Source organism: Micromonospora echinaurantiaca (genome assembly GCF_900090235.1).
In the GTDB taxonomy this organism is placed as follows: Bacteria; Actinomycetota; Actinomycetes; order Mycobacteriales; family Micromonosporaceae; genus Micromonospora; species Micromonospora echinaurantiaca.
The window spans coordinates 7,119,401-7,135,159 of record NZ_LT607750.1; the positions used below are offsets into that span (position 1 = coordinate 7,119,401).

The 15,759-nt window shown below is 74.4% G+C and carries 16 protein-coding genes and 1 pseudogene; 7 read left to right on the top strand and 10 right to left on the bottom strand.

Annotated elements, in window-relative coordinates:
* Positions 1 to 9: 9 nt before the first annotated feature.
* From GA0070609_RS32530 to proB, 7 genes are all read right to left on the bottom strand, one after another.
* Positions 10 to 627, bottom strand: coding sequence for a hypothetical protein (locus GA0070609_RS32530; RefSeq protein ID WP_088997322.1), 618 nt, complete (start codon positions 625 to 627; stop codon positions 10 to 12).
* On the bottom strand, positions 624 to 1,253 hold the full coding sequence (locus GA0070609_RS32535; protein WP_088997323.1) for a hypothetical protein: 630 nt from the start codon (positions 1,251 to 1,253) through the stop codon (positions 624 to 626). Before GA0070609_RS32535 ends, GA0070609_RS32530 begins: the two co-directional genes overlap by 4 nt.
* A complete protein-coding gene (locus GA0070609_RS32540; protein ID WP_088997324.1) occupies positions 1,246 to 1,740 on the bottom strand; it encodes a WXG100-like domain-containing protein in 495 nt (164 codons plus the stop codon). The genes GA0070609_RS32535 and GA0070609_RS32540 overlap by 8 nt, the downstream gene beginning before the upstream one ends.
* A gap of 46 nt (positions 1,741 to 1,786) precedes the next feature.
* Positions 1,787 to 2,113: a hypothetical protein gene (locus GA0070609_RS32545; RefSeq protein ID WP_088997325.1), complete on the bottom strand. Its 327-nt coding sequence runs from the start codon at positions 2,111 to 2,113 to the stop codon at positions 1,787 to 1,789.
* Between the two features lie 2 nt (positions 2,114 to 2,115).
* A complete protein-coding gene (locus GA0070609_RS32550; protein WP_088997326.1) occupies positions 2,116 to 2,517 on the bottom strand; it encodes a YbaB/EbfC family nucleoid-associated protein in 402 nt (133 codons plus the stop codon).
* A gap of 118 nt (positions 2,518 to 2,635) precedes the next feature.
* Positions 2,636 to 3,880 carry a glutamate-5-semialdehyde dehydrogenase gene (locus GA0070609_RS32555; RefSeq protein ID WP_088997327.1) on the bottom strand — a complete coding sequence of 415 codons (1,245 nt, stop codon included), beginning with the start codon at positions 3,878 to 3,880 and terminating at the stop codon, positions 2,636 to 2,638.
* 10 nt (positions 3,881 to 3,890) lie between these two features.
* Positions 3,891 to 5,000, bottom strand: a complete 1,110-nt coding sequence (proB, locus tag GA0070609_RS32560) for a glutamate 5-kinase (RefSeq protein WP_172899449.1) — start codon at positions 4,998 to 5,000, stop codon at positions 3,891 to 3,893.
* 61 nt (positions 5,001 to 5,061) lie between these two features.
* Here proB and GA0070609_RS32565 point away from each other — a divergent pair, with 61 nt between their 5' ends.
* Genes GA0070609_RS32565 through GA0070609_RS32575 form a run of 3 tightly spaced genes read left to right on the top strand, consistent with a single transcriptional unit; the run spans position 5,062 to position 8,402 of the window.
* The gene (locus GA0070609_RS32565; protein ID WP_088997329.1) at positions 5,062 to 5,376 is read left to right on the top strand and encodes an MGMT family protein; all 315 of its coding nucleotides are present in this window, start codon (positions 5,062 to 5,064) and stop codon (positions 5,374 to 5,376) included.
* A 32-nt stretch (positions 5,377 to 5,408) separates the two neighbouring features.
* The gene (locus tag GA0070609_RS32570; RefSeq protein ID WP_088997330.1) at positions 5,409 to 6,815 is read left to right on the top strand and encodes an MFS transporter; all 1,407 of its coding nucleotides are present in this window, start codon (positions 5,409 to 5,411) and stop codon (positions 6,813 to 6,815) included.
* 27 nt (positions 6,816 to 6,842) lie between these two features.
* A complete protein-coding gene (locus GA0070609_RS32575) occupies positions 6,843 to 8,402 on the top strand; it encodes a pyridoxal phosphate-dependent decarboxylase family protein (RefSeq protein WP_088997331.1) in 1,560 nt (519 codons plus the stop codon).
* 42 nt (positions 8,403 to 8,444) lie between these two features.
* Here the strand turns inward: GA0070609_RS32575 and GA0070609_RS32580 are convergent, their stop codons facing one another.
* Both GA0070609_RS32580 and GA0070609_RS32585 read right to left on the bottom strand, forming a co-directional pair.
* Positions 8,445 to 9,647, bottom strand: a complete 1,203-nt coding sequence (locus GA0070609_RS32580; protein ID WP_088997332.1) for a hypothetical protein — start codon at positions 9,645 to 9,647, stop codon at positions 8,445 to 8,447.
* Positions 9,640 to 10,197 carry an RNA polymerase sigma factor gene (locus GA0070609_RS32585; RefSeq protein WP_172899450.1) on the bottom strand — a complete coding sequence of 186 codons (558 nt, stop codon included), beginning with the start codon at positions 10,195 to 10,197 and terminating at the stop codon, positions 9,640 to 9,642. Before GA0070609_RS32585 ends, GA0070609_RS32580 begins: the two co-directional genes overlap by 8 nt.
* A gap of 285 nt (positions 10,198 to 10,482) precedes the next feature.
* Between GA0070609_RS32585 and GA0070609_RS32590 the strand changes: the two genes are divergently transcribed.
* Both GA0070609_RS32590 and GA0070609_RS32595 read left to right on the top strand, forming a co-directional pair.
* The gene (locus GA0070609_RS32590; RefSeq protein WP_088997334.1) at positions 10,483 to 11,061 is read left to right on the top strand and encodes an NADH-quinone oxidoreductase subunit B; all 579 of its coding nucleotides are present in this window, start codon (positions 10,483 to 10,485) and stop codon (positions 11,059 to 11,061) included.
* Positions 11,062 to 11,180: 119 nt separating this feature from the next.
* Positions 11,181 to 12,497, top strand: a complete 1,317-nt coding sequence (locus GA0070609_RS32595; RefSeq protein ID WP_088997335.1) for a DUF2252 domain-containing protein — start codon at positions 11,181 to 11,183, stop codon at positions 12,495 to 12,497.
* Between the two features lie 108 nt (positions 12,498 to 12,605).
* Here GA0070609_RS32595 and GA0070609_RS32600 read toward each other — a convergent pair whose 3' ends face one another.
* Positions 12,606 to 13,652, bottom strand: coding sequence for a glucose 1-dehydrogenase (locus GA0070609_RS32600; RefSeq protein ID WP_172899451.1), 1,047 nt, complete (start codon positions 13,650 to 13,652; stop codon positions 12,606 to 12,608).
* A 171-nt stretch (positions 13,653 to 13,823) separates the two neighbouring features.
* Between GA0070609_RS32600 and GA0070609_RS32605 the strand changes: the two are divergent.
* Positions 13,824 to 14,423 (top strand): annotated as a pseudogene (locus GA0070609_RS32605) (NADH-quinone oxidoreductase subunit C); the annotation flags it as partial.
* A 287-nt stretch (positions 14,424 to 14,710) separates the two neighbouring features.
* Positions 14,711 to 15,673: a complex I subunit 1/NuoH family protein gene (locus GA0070609_RS32610; RefSeq protein WP_088997338.1), complete on the top strand. Its 963-nt coding sequence runs from the start codon at positions 14,711 to 14,713 to the stop codon at positions 15,671 to 15,673.
* The last annotated feature ends 86 nt before the right edge of the window (positions 15,674 to 15,759 follow it).

The following is a 15,759-nucleotide window of genomic DNA, read 5'->3' on the forward strand; positions in this document are numbered from 1 at the left end:
GACGGTGGGTCAGGAGGACAGGCCGGCGGCGATCAGCAGCCGCCGCCAGTTGTCGGCGTACTCGCCGGCGTGCCGGCCCTTGCGCAGCCGTTGTTCGGTGGCGGCCGGACCGAAGACGACGGAGGTCAGTTCCGGGTAGCGGGGGCCGAGCACGTGCTCGTCGAAGAACGTGGCGACATCGGGGGCGATGACGGTGAACTCGACGTCCTCGTCCGGGTGTTCGTACTGGTAGACGTACGCGCTGGACTCCATGTAGTACACGTCCAGGTCTTCCCGGTCGAGGTAGATCGGGTCACCGCCGCGGATCTCGGCGCGCAGGCCGGGGGGGACGCTGTCCATCTCGTAGCCGACGATCAGCGGGCTGCCCATCGGGTCGTTCGGGTCGACCTCGTGCTCCGCCCAGGCCTGCGGGGTGAGGATCTCCTTCGGCGCGTGGAACCGGAAGTTGTCGCCCTCCAACCGCTGGAACAGGCTGTAGACCTCGGCGACGCCGGGCAGGTCGGCGATCGGCTCCAGCGGTGCCGGTCCCTCGATACGGACACCGAAGCCGTGCTCGGCCTCCACCCGGGTGAGCAGTTCCAGCTTCTCGGCGATCCGGGTGAGGACGGCGGGATCCGGCCGGGTCATGGCAGGACCTTCACGATGACCGGGGTGCCCTCGGGGACGTCGCGCAACGCCACGGAGATGTCGCTGCCGATCTGGCGGTTGGTCCAGGCGTCCATCAGCCTGAGATTAGCGTATTCGTCCTTTCCGTCGAGTTGCAGCTCGTGCACGTGGTCCGGGTCGAGTCCCTGGCCCCGGGCGGTGATCGGCCCCCGGCCCTCGTAGAGGCGGTCGACGAGGTCCTTGTTGGCCAGGTACTGGTTGGTCTCCGGGGTGCCGTGCTGCTGGGTCAGCCGCTTGTTCCTGGTCAGCCGGCGGGTCACCCGGTCCCGGAAGACGTTGGTGCGGGTCCTGGTGCCCGGCTTGGTCCCTCGGCCGCCCCGGTGGTAGACGCTGTTGGCCGTCCGATCCGACTTCGCCTTGCTCAGCCGGCCCTCCTGGCCGAGCCGGACCAGGTCCTTGGCCTTGCGGTCGAAGTCCCGCTTGTCGAAGTCCGGCCGGTTGCGCAGCACCAGCACCGCCGGGCCCTTCGGCTTGGTGCCGGCCGACTTGGCGGTCCGGAACACGTCGGCGTTCTCCAGGTACGCCGAGACGATCTTGGCGCCCCTGGCCTGCGTCTGCCGGGGCGGCGCGGTCCGCTTCCTAGCCATTGAGCACCATGTCCACCGCCATGCCGATCAGCTGATCGATGATCATGCCGGTGATCATCTTGAAGATCGGGATCTCCAGCAGGGACGCGCCGAAGGTGACCGCCGCCGTGGCGATGGCCTGCGCGATCTGGATGGCCAGCAGCGCCAGTTGGACGATCACCTGGATCTTCAGGGCCAGCACCACGCCCGCCGCGACCATCAGCCCGATGCCGATGACGTTCGCCGGGTTGGCCACGTCGGCGATGTTGCGCGCGGCCGACTCGGCGTCGTTCCACTCGCTGGCGAAGGCGGTGAAGCTCTCGCCCCGGTTGTTGTCGAGCACCGTCCGCGCCGCCGACTCCAGTTGGGCGACCGAGCCGGAGATCTGCCCGGCCATCCCGGTCCACTCGCCGGCCAGCTGGAACAGCGCCGTCTCGTCGGACTGCGGCCACTCGTAGCCGAGCATGGACAGCAGGGAGGCGAGTTCGCCCGGCAGGGTCAGACCCACCGTGACTCCTTTCGTGCGTCGCTCGTCCGCCCGGCGGGCCGAGCGTTCATCCGCCCAGCGCGCCGAGCATCGAGCGGAAGGACGCCGTGACGTCCTCCTCCACGGCCCGGTAGCCGTCGGCCATCTGGTGCAGCCCGTCGGCGTAGCTGGTCAGCTCCTCGATGTTGGTGCTGAGGCACTCGGTCAACGCGTCCACACAGGCCTGATGGGCGATGCCCAGCAGCGAGCCGATGTCGTCGCCGCCGAACGCGGCGGCGTACCCGGCGACCGCGGCCTGGAAGCTCTCGAAGGTCTGCCGGACCGACTCCCGGGCCTGCTCCAGTTCCGCCGCGCCCCGGCGCAGCGCGTCGATGTCGACGTCCAGGTTCTCCACCGTCAGCTCCGCTGCTGCAGCTTGCGCATGGTCTCGCTGATCGCCTGGCTCATCTCGCGCATCTGCCGCAGGCTCTGGTCCTGCAGGCGCTCGACGGTGGCGCTGATCGCGGCGAGGTCGGGCATCGGCTCGGTGGCGGCCGTGCCGTCGTCCTGCCCGTCGAGCGCGGCGTTCACCGCCAGGCGCAGCTCGTCGGCGAGGTAGTCCGAGCCCTCGCGGAGCACCCGCGGGTCGATCTCGATGGCGCTGACCCGCCCGTCGGTGCCCAGGGTCACCCGGATCCGGCCGTCCGCCGCCTCGGCCACCGACTCGGTGCGCTCCGGCGGGGTGACGCCCCGGCCCACCTCGCGCAGCGCGGCCCGGGCCTGTGCCAGTTGCTCTTCCAGGGCGCTCTCGCCCAGCATGTCGCCTCCCCAGACAAGCCGTGCCGAACCGGCCCCAGACTATCGGCCGGCCGCAATCCCCGGCGACGCCCCGTCGCGGTCCACCCGGGACGCCCCCGGCGGGCGCGCCCCGGGCCGTTCAGCCGCGCAGGTGGCCGTTCCCGGTCACCACGTACTTGGTGGAGGTCAGCTCGGGCAGGCCCATCGGGCCCCGGGCGTGCAGCTTCTGGGTGGAGATGCCGATCTCGGCGCCGAAGCCGAACTCGCCCCCGTCGGTGAACCGGGTGGAGGCGTTCACCATCACCGCCGCCGCGTCCACCCGGGCCACGAACTCCCGGGCCGCCGTGGTCGAGTCGGTGACGATCGCCTCGGTGTGGCCGGTGCCGTAGCGCCGGATGTGCGCCACCGCGGCGTCCAGCGAGTCGACCACGGCCACCGAGATGTCCGCCGAAAGGTACTCGGTGGCGAAGTCCTCGTCGGTGGCCGGCAGCACCGCGGCGGAGTGCGCGGCCACCCGCTCGTCACCGTGCACCGTCACGCCCGCCTCGGCGAACGCGGCCAGCATCGGCGGCAGGAAGGCGTCGGCGACGGCCGCGTGCACCAGCAACGACTCGGCGGTGTTGCAGGTGGACAGTCGCTGGGTCTTCGCGTTCAGGGCGATCGCCACGGCGTTGTCCAGGTCGGCGGCGGCGTCCACGTAGACGTGGCAGTTGCCGACCCCGGTCTCGATCACCGGCACGGTAGACTCCTCGACCACGGTGCGGATCAGCGACGCGCCGCCGCGCGGGATCAGCACGTCGACCAGGCCGCGGGCGCGCATCAGTTCCTTGACCGAGTCGCGCGAGCCGGCGTCGAGCAGTTGCACCGCGTCGGCCGGCAGGCCGGCCCCGGCGACCGCGTCACGCAGCACCGTGACCAGCGCCGCGTTGGAGTGCGCCGCCGACGAGGAGCCGCGCAGCAGCGCCGCGTTGCCGGACTTCAGGCAGATGCCGGCCGCGTCCACGGTGACGTTCGGCCGGGCCTCGTAGATGATCCCGACCACTCCGAACGGCACCCGGATCTGGCGCAGCTCCAGGCCGTTGGGCAGGGTCGAGCCGCGAACCACCTCGCCGACCGGGTCGGGCAGCGCGGCCATCTGCCGCAGCGCGTCGGCGATGCCGGCCACCCGGCCCGGGTCCAGGGCCAACCGGTCCAGCACGGCCGCGGTCAGCCCGGCCGATCGCCCGGCCGCCAGGTCCGCCTCGTTCGCGGCCAGGATCTCCGGCGTACGCGCCACCAGCGCGTCGGCCATCGCGTGCAGCGCCGCGTCCTTGACCGTACGGGTGGCGACGGCGAGTTGCTCCGCCGCCGTACGGGCCCGCCGGGCCTGCTCGGTCACGCTCATCGGACACTCCTCACAGCAGCACCAGGTCGTCGCGGTGGACGACCTCCCGTTCGTACGCCGGGCCGAGCGCCGCGGCGAGTTCCCCGGTCGACCGGCCGAGCAGGCCGGGCAGTTCGACCGCGTCGTAGTTGACCAGCCCCCGGGCCACCGGCGCGCCCTCGGCGTCCACCAGGTCCACCGGGTCGCCGGCGGTGAACGCCCCGTCGACAGCGGTGATCCCGGCGGGCAGCAACGATTTGCGCCGGTCGACCACCGCCGCCACCGCGCCCGGGTCCAGGTGCAGCCGGCCGCGCGGCGAGGTGGCGTGGGCGAGCCAGAAGAGCCGGGCGGCGGGCCGCCGCCGGCTGGGGTGGAACAGCGTGCCGACCGGCTCGCCGGCCAGCGCCTCGGCGGCCCGGTCGGCCGCGGTGAGCACCACCGGGATGCCGAAGCCGGTGGCGATCCGGGCCGCCTCGACCTTGGTCACCATGCCGCCGGTGCCGACCCCGGCCCGGCCCGCCCCGCCGATGTCCACGCCGGCCAGGTCCCGCTCGTCGTGCACCTCGCTGATCCGGGCGGCGCCCGGCCGGGTCGGGTCGCCGGTCCAGAGCGCGTCCACGTCCGACAGCAGCACCAGCAGGTCGGCCTGCACCAGCGCGGCGACCAGGGCGGCCAGCCGGTCGTTGTCGCCGAACCGGATCTCCTCGGTGGCCACCGTGTCGTTCTCGTTGACGATCGGCACCGCCCGCAGGTCGAGCAGCTTGCGCAGGGTCCGGTACGCGTTGCGGTAGTGCGCCCGCCGGGTCACGTCGTCGACGGTGAGCAGCACCTGCCCGACGGTGAGCCGGTGCCGGGCGAAGCTGGCCGCGTACCGCCCGATCAGCAGGCCCTGCCCGACGCTGGCGGCGGCCTGCTGGGTGGCCAGGTCGCGCGGGCGCCGGGCCAGCCCGAGCGGAGCCAGGCCGGCGGCGATCGCGCCGGAGGAGACCAGCACCACCTCGCGGCCGTCGGCGGCCCGGGCGCCGAGGGCGTCGACCAGCGCGTCGACCCGCCCGTCGTCCAGCCCGCCGGCGGCGGTGGTCAACGAGGAGGATCCGATCTTGACGACCACCCGCCGGGCGGCCGTGACTACGTCGCGCACCCGCCCATTCTGCGTGGTCGAGCCGGCCGGGCCTCGCGCCGTTCCCATATCCTGGCCGGTCGTGAGCCCTGATGAATATGTCGAGGCGGTGCTCGAACTGGTCGAGCGGATCCCGGCGGGCCGGGTGATGTCGTACGGGGCGGTCGCCGACGCGCTGGCCGAGCGCTCCGGGCGGGCGTCGGCCCGGCTGGTCGGCTCGATCATGGCGCGGCACGGTGGCGGGGTGCCCTGGCACCGGGTGGTGAACTCGGCCGGCCGGTTGCCGCCCGGTCACGAGCGGGAGGCGCGGGCCCGGCTGCGTGCTGAGGGCACGCCGTTGCGTGGCGTCGGGGTGGACATGGCGGCGGCCAGCTGGTCGCCGGAAGAGGGGATGTGACCCGGGCCATAACGTGAGTAACATTCGGCGCCATGGACGCGCCGCCGGCTGGAACCGGTCCGGTCCCGGGCGGGCTACCGCGTCGGGTGCACGCCGGCTACGCGCTGGGCTCCCTGGCCACCGGGGCGTTCGGCACCGTGCCGGGGCTGTTGCTGCTGCCGTACCTCACCGACACTCTGGGCGTCGCCGCCGGGGTGGCCGCCCTGCTGGTGCTCGGGCCGAAGGCGTGGGACGTGCTGGTCAACCCGGTGGCCGGGCGGATCTCCGACCGCACCCGGTCGCGCTGGGGCGCCCGCCGTCCGTACCTGCTGGTCGCCGGGGTGGCCATGGCGCTGCTCTTCGCGGCCATCTTCGCCGGACCGGTGGACGCCGGCCCGGCCGCCGGGGCGTACGTGGCGATCGCCTTCCTGGCCACCGCCACCGCGTTCGCCTTCTTCCAGGTGCCCTACGTGGCGATGCCGGCCGAGCTGACCGGCGACTACGCGGAACGTACCCGGCTGATGACCTGGCGGATCGCGCTGCTGGCGGTCGCCATCCTGGTGTCCGGGGCGGTCGCCCCGCTGATCGTGTCGGCCACCGGCGGCGGCGTCGCCGGGCACCGCTGGATGGGGCTCTTCGTCGCGGCGCTGATCGTGCTCGGCGCGGTGGGCGCCTTCCTCGGTACCCGGGGCGCGCCGACCGGCACGGTGGCCGAGAGCGAGCCGACGCTGCGCGCGCAGCTCGCGGTGGCCGCCCGCAACCGGCCGTTCCGGGCGCTGCTGCTCTGTTTCGTGGTGCAGTCCGCCGGGGTGGCCACCATCCTGGCCGGGGTCAACTACTTCGCCGGGCAGATCCTGCGCGATCCCGACGGCGGGCCGACCCTCCTCTTCGTCTGCTTCGTCGGGCCGGCGCTGCTGGTGATGCCGCTCTGGACCCGGGTCGGGGCCCGGGTGGGCAAGCTGGCCGCCCTGGTCGCCGCGTCGCTGATCCTCGCGGTGGGCGCGCTCGCGCTGGTGGCCGCCCCGGTGCTGCCGGCGGTGGCGGTCTACCTGGTGGTCGCGCTGATCGGCTGCGGGTACGCCGGTCAGCAGGTCTTCGCGCTGGCCATGCTCCCGGACTGCATCGCCTGGGACGAGGCGCGCACCGGCCGGCGGCAGGCCGGCGTGTTCACCGGGCTCTGGACGGCCGGGGAGACCTTCGGGCTGGCCCTCGGCCCGGGTATCTACGGGCTGGTGCTCCAGGCCTCCGGCTACGTGTCGTCCGACACCGGCACGGCGGCCGCCCAGTCCGACACCGCCCGCCTCGGGGTGCTGCTCGGCTTCACCGTCCTGCCCGCCCTGCTGGTGGCCGTGGCCCTGCTCACCCTCCGTCCCTACGACCTGACCCCCGCCCGGCTCGCCGAGGCCGGCACCGTCCGCCGCGGCCACGACGTGGTGGCGGTCGGGGATGACAGCCGCTGAGCCGCACGGAAGGGCAGCACGACTTCGATGATCGACGAGGAACGGGACGAGCGGGCGCCGCTGGGGCCGGGGGTGCCGGCGGAGACGGTGCTGGCCGAGCTGCGCCGGCTGCGCAAGCTGGACCGGCCGACGCACGGGGGGCGGCTCTTCGCCTACGTCTACGACCCGGCGGTGCCGGGGCTGGACGAGCTGGCGGTCGCCGCGTACGCGGAGAGCGCGCACGTCAACGGGCTTGACCCGACCGCCTTCCCGTCCCTGCTGGCGATGGAGAACGCGCTGGTCGGCGCGGCCGCCCGACTGCTCGGCGGCGGCCCCGGCAGCACCGCACCGGACGTCGTCGGCAGCGTCACCAGCGGCGGCACCGAGTCGCTGATCCTGGCCGTCAAGGCGGCCCGGGACGCCCACCCGGAGATCGCCGCGCCGCGGATCGTGGTGCCGGCCAGCGCGCACGCCGCGTTCGCCAAGGCGGCGCACTACCTGCGGGTGGCGCTCGATCCGGTGCCGGTGTCGGCGGAGACGCTCCGCCCGGCGGTCGCCGACGTCGCCGCCGCGATCGGTCCGGAGACGGTGCTGGTGGTCTGCTCCGCCCCCTCGTACGCGCACGGCGTGGTCGACCCGGTTGCGGAGATCGCGGCGGTCGCCGCCGCGGCCGGGGTGCGCTGCCACGTGGACGCCTGCTTCGGCGGCTGGACGCTGCCCTGGCTGCGCCGGCTCGGCGCGCCGGTGCCGCCGTTCGACTTCGCCGTGCCCGGGGTCACCTCGATCTCGGTCGACCTGCACAAGTACGCGTACGCCCCGAAGGGGGTGTCGGTGCTGCTGCACCGGGACGCGGCGCTGCGCGCTCCGCAGTACTTCGCGTTCGCCGACTGGCCCGGCTACACGATGATCAACCCGGTGATCGCCTCCACCCGCTCGGGTGGGCCGATCGCCGCCGCGTACGCCACCCTGCGGCACCTGGGCGACGACGGCTACCTGCGGCTGGCGGCGCTGACCCGGGACGCGGTGGCCGGTCTGGCGGACGCGGTGCGCGGCGTCGACGGGCTGCGGCTGATGGCCGAGCCGGAGTCGACGGTGGTCTGCTTCACCAGCACCGATCCGGAACTGGACCTGTTCGTGCTGGTCGACGAGCTGGCCGCGCGCGGCTGGCACACCCAGCCCCAGCTCTCGTACGCCGACCTGCCGGCCAGCGTGCACCTGACGGTGACCGCGTCGGTGGCCCCCCGGGTGGCCGAGTTCGGCCCGGACCTGCTCGCCGCGGTGGCCGCCGCCCGGGCCGCCGGGCCGGTGCGGCTCCCGGACGAGCTGCGGGCCCTGGCCAGCACGCTGACCCCGGAGGCGCTCACCCCCGACCTGGTCGCCGGCCTGGCCGCCGGGCTGGGTCTCGGCGCCGGCGGCGCCGCCGGCGACGGCGCCGGGGCGGGCGCGGCCGGTGACGGCGCCGGGGCGGGCGGCGCGGCCACCTCCGGAGCCGGGCCGCTGCCGGAGCGGATGGCCCTGGTCAACGCGCTGCTCGACGCCGCGCCGCCGGCGCTGCGGGAGCGGCTGCTGGTGGAGTTCGTCGGCCTCCTGCAACGCCCGACCTGGTGACGGCCCGGTGCGGCGGGTCATCCGCCGCACCGGACCCCGGGCTCACCGGTAGTCGATCTTCACCCGGTTGTCGCCCTCGTAGACCTCCTCCACGAAGTCGAACCGGCTGTCCATCGGCCGGGCGTCCACGTCGGCCGTGCCCTGGCCGACGGTGGCTCCGGCCGCCGCCCGGAAGCCCAGCGTGAGCCGGACCTCCGCGCCCGCGTCGAGCCGGTTCAGGTCGCAGGTCACCGGCTCCCGGGTGGTCTCCGGTTCGTTGCGGCAGGGCGCCCACCCGTCGCCGTCCGGGCGCAGCGCCGCCGGCAGGCCGAGCCGGAGTGCCACGTACGTGGCCGGACCGCTGCCCCCGTTGCGGATCCGCACGGTCACCGTGCCCACCCGGGAGCCGTCCGGCAGGGTGTCGAGCACCAGGTCGGTGGCGGTGACGACCAGGTTCATCGCGTGCGGGTTCGGCCCGAACGACGTCGGCCCCTCGACCTGCGTGAACCGCCCGTCGGCCCAGCGGTAGCCGCGCCACTGGCGCTGCGACCACTCGCCGGGCCAGCCGCCGCCCGGGGCGATGTCGGCCACCTGCACCCGGACCACGCCGTCGGGCCGGACCGTCACGTCGGTGAGCCACTGCGGCATCTCCAGCGCGGTGGCCACCACCCGGCCCAGGGTGACCACCTTGCCGGCGGCGTCGCGGTCGAACACCACGACCTGTTCCGGCCCGCCGGTGCCGAGCAGGCAGTGCACCAGCGCGACCGTCTCGGTGGCGCCGTCGCCGTCGACGTCGCCGTACGCCAGCCGTTGCAGCACGTTGGTCTGGTCGCGGTTCGCCGTGCCGACCAGCCGGGTGTCGGTGACCGGGCAGCTCGGTCCGGGTCGCCAGGCCGGCAGCGACACCGGCGTGGCGAGCAGTTGCGCGCGGCTGATCCGGCCGTCCGGCACCGCCGCTGCCGGGCTGGCGCTGGTCGGCGCCGCCGACGGGCTCACCGAGCCGCTCACCGACGGGGAGGGGGACGGGGTGCCGGTCGGGTCGACCGGTCCGGGGCGGGGTGCCGGGTCGGTCAGCGCCGCGTACCCGAAGATCGGGCCGGTGCCCAGCGCCAGGATCGCCGCGACGGCGGTGCCCAGCGTCCGGCGCCGGCGCTGCCGCACGGTCCGGCGGACCGCCGCCGGCCCCGGCGGCTCGACCTCGGCCAGCACCTCGGTGCGGTACCGGGCGAAACGCTCGGCGAGGGCGACTGCGTCGTGCTCAGACATCCGGTGCCTCCTCGGTGTCCCGCAGGGACGCGGCGAGCGCGGCCCGCCCCCGGTGCAGCCAGGACTTGACGGTTCCCTCCGCGACGCGTTCCTGCGCGGCGATCTCGGCGACGCTCAGGTCGGCGAGGTAGTGCAGCACCACTGCCCGGCGCTGTCGGGGCGGCAGCAGGGCCAGCGCGGCGTCCAGCGCCACCCGGTCCGGGTTCGGCCCGGCCACGTGCACCTCGCGCTGCCGGTGCAGGAACGCCTGCGCGGTACGCAGCCGCCGCCAGCGGCTGTGCGCGAGGTTCCAGGCGACCCGCCGGATCCAGGCCAGCGGGTCGTCGTAGCCGGCCAGCCGGTCCCACCGGGCGAAGGCCCGGCAGAACGCCTCCTGCACCAGGTCCTGGGCCTGGCCCGGATCCCCGGTGTACGCCCGCAGCTGCACCACCAGGCCGCGGAAGTGCGCGTGGTAGAAGTCGTCGAAGTGCAGCGGTGCTCCGTCGGGCGTCGCCCGGGGCAGGGGGTCGGGTGGTGCCCCGCCGACCCGCGCGTCTTCTGTCACAGTCACTCGTCCTCCCCCGTGGCAGTCCGGAGCGGTGAGCCCCGACACCGGTCACACCGGTCGATGGGCGCGAAGGTTGCAGTGGATTCACCCGCCGTACTGTCGGCTCGCCGTCTGTCCGGTCCGGACGACCCGGCGTGCCGCGGCCCATGGTCCCGGCAACCCACGCCGCCGGCCGGGACGACCCGTCCTGGCGTGTCGGCACGTCGCCAGACGCAGGGGTTCGGCGGTCGGGTTGCCGCCGCGGTGCTGTGGTTGACTGTCCGGTGAAGGACAGGAAGGGGGGCGGTCGTGCAGCTGCCGGGGGTGCTCGGCGAGCCGATCCGGTTCGTGCTGAACTGGGGCCGCCGCTACTCGCTCTGGGTCTTCAACTTCGGCCTGGCCTGCTGCGCCATCGAGTTCATCGCGAGCAGCATGGGCCGGCACGACTTCATGCGGCTCGGCGTCATCCCGTTCGCCCACGGCCCGCGGCAGGCCGACCTGATGGTGGTCTCCGGCACGGTGACCGACAAGATGGCCCCGGCGATCAAGCGGCTCTACGACCAGATGCCCGAGCCGAAGTACGTCATCTCGTTCGGCGCCTGCTCCAACTGCGGCGGCCCGTACTGGGACTCCTACTCGGTGACCAAGGGCGTCGACCAGCTCATCCCGGTGGACGTCTACGTGCCCGGCTGCCCGCCCCGGCCGGAGGCGCTGCTGCACGGCATCCTGCGGCTGCAGGAGAAGATCGCCGCCGAACAGTCCGGCCTCGGCGGGGTGCCCCGGCCGGACGTGCTCGCCTCGCCGGTGGACGCCCCGCCCCGGGACGGGGCGGCGCCGCGCCCCGTCGAGTCGCTCACCGCGCCCCCGGTCCGCCGACCGACGTCCTGAGCCGCCGCCGGAGTCCTGAGCCCCTCCGCCCACCGGCGTCCTGAGCTGCCGGACCAGTCCGCCGTCGCGGTCCGCTCGGCCGAGCGCCGCGCTGGCGGCCGGGAGCTAGCCTGCGCACCATGAGCGACTCCGCCCAACGGCGTTCCGCCCACATCGTCGACGTGCTCACCGAGGAGTTCGGCGCCTCGATGGCGCTCGACCCGGGCGCGTTCCGGCGCAAGTTCCGCAAGATGGCGGCCTCGCCGTTCGCCTTCTACCGGGGCAGCGCCTCGCTCTTCTACGCCGACCAGCTCGGCGACTTCGCCGACGACCGGTTCCTGGACGGGCGGACCAGCCGGGTGTGGATCCACGGCGACCTGCACGCGGAGAACTTCGGCACCTACATGAACGCCTCCGGCCAGCTGGTGTTCAACGTCAACGACTTCGACGAGGCGTACGTCGGGCCGTTCACCTGGGACCTGCGCCGGCTCGCGGCCAGCGTGGCCCTGCTCGGCTACGGCAAGGCGCTCTCCGACCGGTCCATCGGCGACCTGGTGGCCGGCTTCGCCCGGTCGTACCTGACCGAGCTGCGGGCCATCGCGGCCGGTGGGGACGACGCGATCGGCTCGATCACCCTGGACACCGCGGACGGGGTGCTGCGCCGGGTGCTCCAGCAGGCCCGGCTGAACACCCGGGTCGACCTGCTCGCCACCCAGACCACCATCGACAACTACGAGCGCCGGTTCTCCCTCGGCGACGGGGTCTTCGCGGTGGACCGGCAGACCCGGGACCGGGTCACCGCCGCCTTCGAGCAGTACCTGGGCACCCTGCCGCCGTCCTCGGCACGGCTGCGCCCGGTCGCGACCCGGATCAAGGACGTGGTGCTGCGCAAGGGCGTGGGCATCGGCTCGGCCGGGCTGCCGTCGTACAACCTGCTGCTGGAGGGGCACACCCAGGCGCTGGAGAACGACGTCGTCATCTACATGAAGCAGGCGCAGGTGCCGGCGGTCGCCCGGCACATCCGGGACGAGTCGGTCGCCGGCTACTTCCAGCACCAGGGGCACCGCACCGCCGAGTCGCAGCGCGCCCTCCAGGCGCACGCGGACCCCTGGCTGGGCTTCACCGAGCTGGACGGGGTCGGGCAGCTGGTCGCCGAGGTCTCCCCGTACGCGGCCGATCTGGACTGGTCCGACGTCAACGAGCCGGAGGAACTGGCCGGGGTGCTGACCGACCTGGGCCGGGCGGTGGCCCGGATGCACTCGGTGGCCGACGACGAGTCCAGCCACGACCTGGTCGACTACTCCACGGAGGAGGCGATCGTCGCGGTGGTGGGCGTCGACGAGGACGGCTTCGTCACCCACCTGGTGGATTTCGCGCACACGTACGGCGTCCGGACCCGGCAGGACCACCAGCTCTTCGTGGACCTGTTCCGCAACGGTCGGCTGCCCGGCATCTGACCGGGCGCCGCACCGGTCCGAGCCCGCCCGGCCCGCTCGGACCGTCCGGCCCGCTTGGACCGCTTGGACCGCTAGGACCGCTAGGACCGCTCGGACCGTCCGGCCCGGTCAGGCGGCGAAGTCCAGCACCACCTTGATGTCGTCCGGCCCCGGCGTGTACGCCTCGGCGTAGCTCTCCACCGGCACCCGCCGGGTGATCAGCGACTCCAGCCAGGACTGGTCGGCCCGGGCCAGCGCCTCGGCGGCCATGTCCCAGTGCCGGCGGTTCGCGTTCACCGAGCCGAAGACCGCGTTGTTCTCCAGCACCAGGGTGCGGTTCAACGCCCCGGCGTCGAGATCTATCGTCCGGCCGCCGCTGGAGACGCCGGCCAGGCAGATCACGCCGGTCGGAGCGGCCTGGCACATCACGTCGATCACCACGCTCGGCGCGCCGGTGCACTCGATCACCACGTCCGGCTCGAAACCGAGCTGGTCGACCTTCGTCGAGTGGTACGTCGCGCCGAGCGCGCCGACCAGCGCCGGCTTCGGCCCCTCGGTGGCCAGGTCGAGCACGTGCACGGCGAGCCCGCGCTGGGTGGCCAGCAGCGCCGCGAGCAGGCCGATCGGCCCGGCCCCGGTGACCAGCACGCTCTGCGGCTGCCACTCGGCGCGGTGCCCGATCCGTTCGATGTGGTCCCAGGCCTTGGCCACCACGCTGGTCGGTTCGAGCAGCGTGCCCACCCGGCCCAGCGCCGGGTCCAGCCCGACGGCGAACCGTGGCGGGATCCGCCAGCGGTCCCGGGCGAAGCCCGGCAGCGCCTTGATGCCGTGCTCGGTGAACTGGCCGTTGCGACACATGTCCCACTCGCCGACGGCGCAGTTCGGGCAGGGCACCGGGTCCGGGTGGCGGACGATCCCGGCCACCAGGTCGCCCGGCTGGAGGGTGCCGGTCGGGTCCTCCAGCACCCGGCCGAGCGACTCGTGCCCGAGCACCAGGCGGTCGAAGCCGGGCGGCGCCTCGCCGTAGTGACCGGCGATGATCTCGAGGTCGGTGCCGCAGACGCCGACCGCCAGCGCCTCGACCAGGATCGAGCCCTCGTCGGTCGCCGGTTCCGGGTAGTCCTCGACGAGCGACAGCGAGCCGGCGGTACCGGGGGTCACAGTCACAGCGCGCACGAGCCTCATCTTTCCCCGCCGGCCGCCCCGCCGCCGGGCAAAGCCGGCAGATCGCCCCGACGGGGCCGGCGGCCGTCCGGCCCCGTGCCCGGCGTCCGTCCGGCCCCGGGCCCGGCCGGCGGCCTGGCTCGGCCCGGCGCGTCCGGCGGAGCAGGCCATAGGATCAGCCGCATGACTCCGGAAGAGGTCGGCCAGCGGGTGGTGGCGCTGCTCGCGCCCGCCGAGGTCACCCCGTCGGTCTCCGGCGGTCAGGCGCACGCCCGCGCCACCGTCGACGTACCACTGGCGAGCTGGGCGGAGGCGGTCCGCGCCGCGCGCGACGACGCCGAGCTGGCCTGCGACTTCTTCGACTGGCTCTCCGCGGTCGACGAGCTGGCCGACGGCTTCGCGGTGGTGGCCCACCTCTGGTCCACCACCCACCGGCACGGGCTGCTGCTGCGCACCCGGGTGCCCCGCGAGGCGCCGACGGTCGCGTCGGTGGTCGACGTCTATCCCGGCGCCGGCTGGCACGAGCGGGAGACGCACGAGATGTTCGGTATCGACTTCGCCGGCCACCCCGGGCTGCGGCCGCTGCTGCTGCCGCCGGAGTTCGAGGGGCACCCGCTGCGCAAGGAGTTCGTGCTGGCCTCGCGGGTGGCCAAGCCGTGGCCGGGCGCCAAGGAGCCGGGCGAGTCCGAGGCGGGCGGCGGACGCCGGCCGATCCGCCCGCCGGGGGTGCCCGCGCCCGGCGAGTGGGGCACGACGCCGACACCGGCGGGCGCCGGCGGGGCGGGTGAGGGCCCGCGCGGTGGGGTCCCGGCCCGCCCGGCCCGGGAACGGCCCGCCCGGCCGGCCCCCGGCACCCGGCCGACCCGTACCGCCCGCCCCGGCGCCGGCCCGGCGCCGGCCGATGCGACCCAGGCCGGTCCGTCGGCCGACGCGACCGAGGCCGGTCCGCTACCGGGCGCGCCCGGTAGCCGCGGCGCGGGAGCGGCCCGGTCCGGCCCGCCGGCGGACCGGCCGTCGGGGGAGGGGCCGGCCGCGACCGAGCGGGCCGACGGCGACGGAGGTACGGCCTGATGCCGCTCTGGCTGGAACTGGTGATCCGGGTGGGTGGCGTGCTGGTCGCCTTCCTCACCCTGCCGCTGCTCGTCGGGCAGGCCGAGCACAAGGTGATGGCGCACATGCAGGGGCGGCTCGGCCCGATGTACGCGGGCGCGTTCCACGGCTGGGCGCAGCTGATCGCCGACGGGGTGAAGTTCGTGCAGAAGGAGGACGTCACCCCGGACGAGGCGGACCGGGCGGTCTTCCGGCTGGCCCCGGCCGTCGCCCTGGTGCCCTACCTGCTCGTCCTGCTGGTCATCCCGCTCGGCCCCGGTGACCTGGTCGGGCAGCCGCTGGACATCGGCCTCTTCTTCGTGCTCGCGGTGGTCGGGGTCGGCGTGGTGGCGGTGCTGATGTCGGCGTGGGCGTCGGCCAACAAGTACAGCCTGCTCGGCGGGCTGCGCGGCGCCGCCCAGCTGCTCGGCTACGAGCTGCCGCTGGTGCTCGCGGCGGCGTCGGTGGCGATGGCGGCGGGCACGCTCAGCCTGCCCGGCATCGTCGAGGCTTGGCAGCCGTGGTGGCTGCTCTGGCAGGCACCCGCGATGATCATCTTCTTCGTGGCCGGGCTGGCCGAGATCCGGCGACCGCCGTTCGACATGCCGATCGCCGACTCGGAACTGGTGTTCGGCTACCTCACCGAGTACACCGGCCTGCGGTTCGCCTTCTTCCTGCTCGCCGAGTACGTCGGCATCGTGGTGATCGCGGCGCTGACCACCGTGCTCTTCCTCGGCGGCTGGCACGGCCCGTTCGCCGACGCGCAGCTCGGCTGGCTCTGGACGCTGCTGAAGGTTGCCGCGGTGTCCTTCCTGGTCATCTGGCTGCGGGTGGCGTTCCCCCGGCTGCGTGAGGACCAGCTGCAGCGACTGTGCTGGCTGGTCCTGGTCCCGGCCGCCCTGGCCCAACTGGTCCTCACCGCCGCCGTCCGGGTAGCCCTCTGACCCACCCACCCCCACCCTCGCGCCACCCGCTCGGTTGATCATGAGGTTGGCGGCGTCGCCATCGGCGCGTCGCGCCGCCAACCTCA

Coding starts and splice junctions, on each gene's coding strand:
- GA0070609_RS32530 (WP_088997322.1), bottom strand. CDS start 627: ATGACCCGGCCGGATCCCGCCGTCCTCACCCGGATCGCCGAGAAGCTG.
- GA0070609_RS32535 (WP_088997323.1), bottom strand. CDS start 1,253: ATGGCTAGGAAGCGGACCGCGCCGCCCCGGCAGACGCAGGCCAGGGGC.
- GA0070609_RS32550 (WP_088997326.1), bottom strand. CDS start 2,517: ATGCTGGGCGAGAGCGCCCTGGAAGAGCAACTGGCACAGGCCCGGGCC.
- GA0070609_RS32555 (WP_088997327.1), bottom strand. CDS start 3,880: ATGAGCGTGACCGAGCAGGCCCGGCGGGCCCGTACGGCGGCGGAGCAA.
- GA0070609_RS32570 (WP_088997330.1), top strand. CDS start 5,409: ATGGACGCGCCGCCGGCTGGAACCGGTCCGGTCCCGGGCGGGCTACCG.
- GA0070609_RS32575 (WP_088997331.1), top strand. CDS start 6,843: ATGATCGACGAGGAACGGGACGAGCGGGCGCCGCTGGGGCCGGGGGTG.
- GA0070609_RS32580 (WP_088997332.1), bottom strand. CDS start 9,647: ATGTCTGAGCACGACGCAGTCGCCCTCGCCGAGCGTTTCGCCCGGTAC.
- GA0070609_RS32595 (WP_088997335.1), top strand. CDS start 11,181: ATGAGCGACTCCGCCCAACGGCGTTCCGCCCACATCGTCGACGTGCTC.
- GA0070609_RS32610 (WP_088997338.1), top strand. CDS start 14,711: ATGCCGCTCTGGCTGGAACTGGTGATCCGGGTGGGTGGCGTGCTGGTC.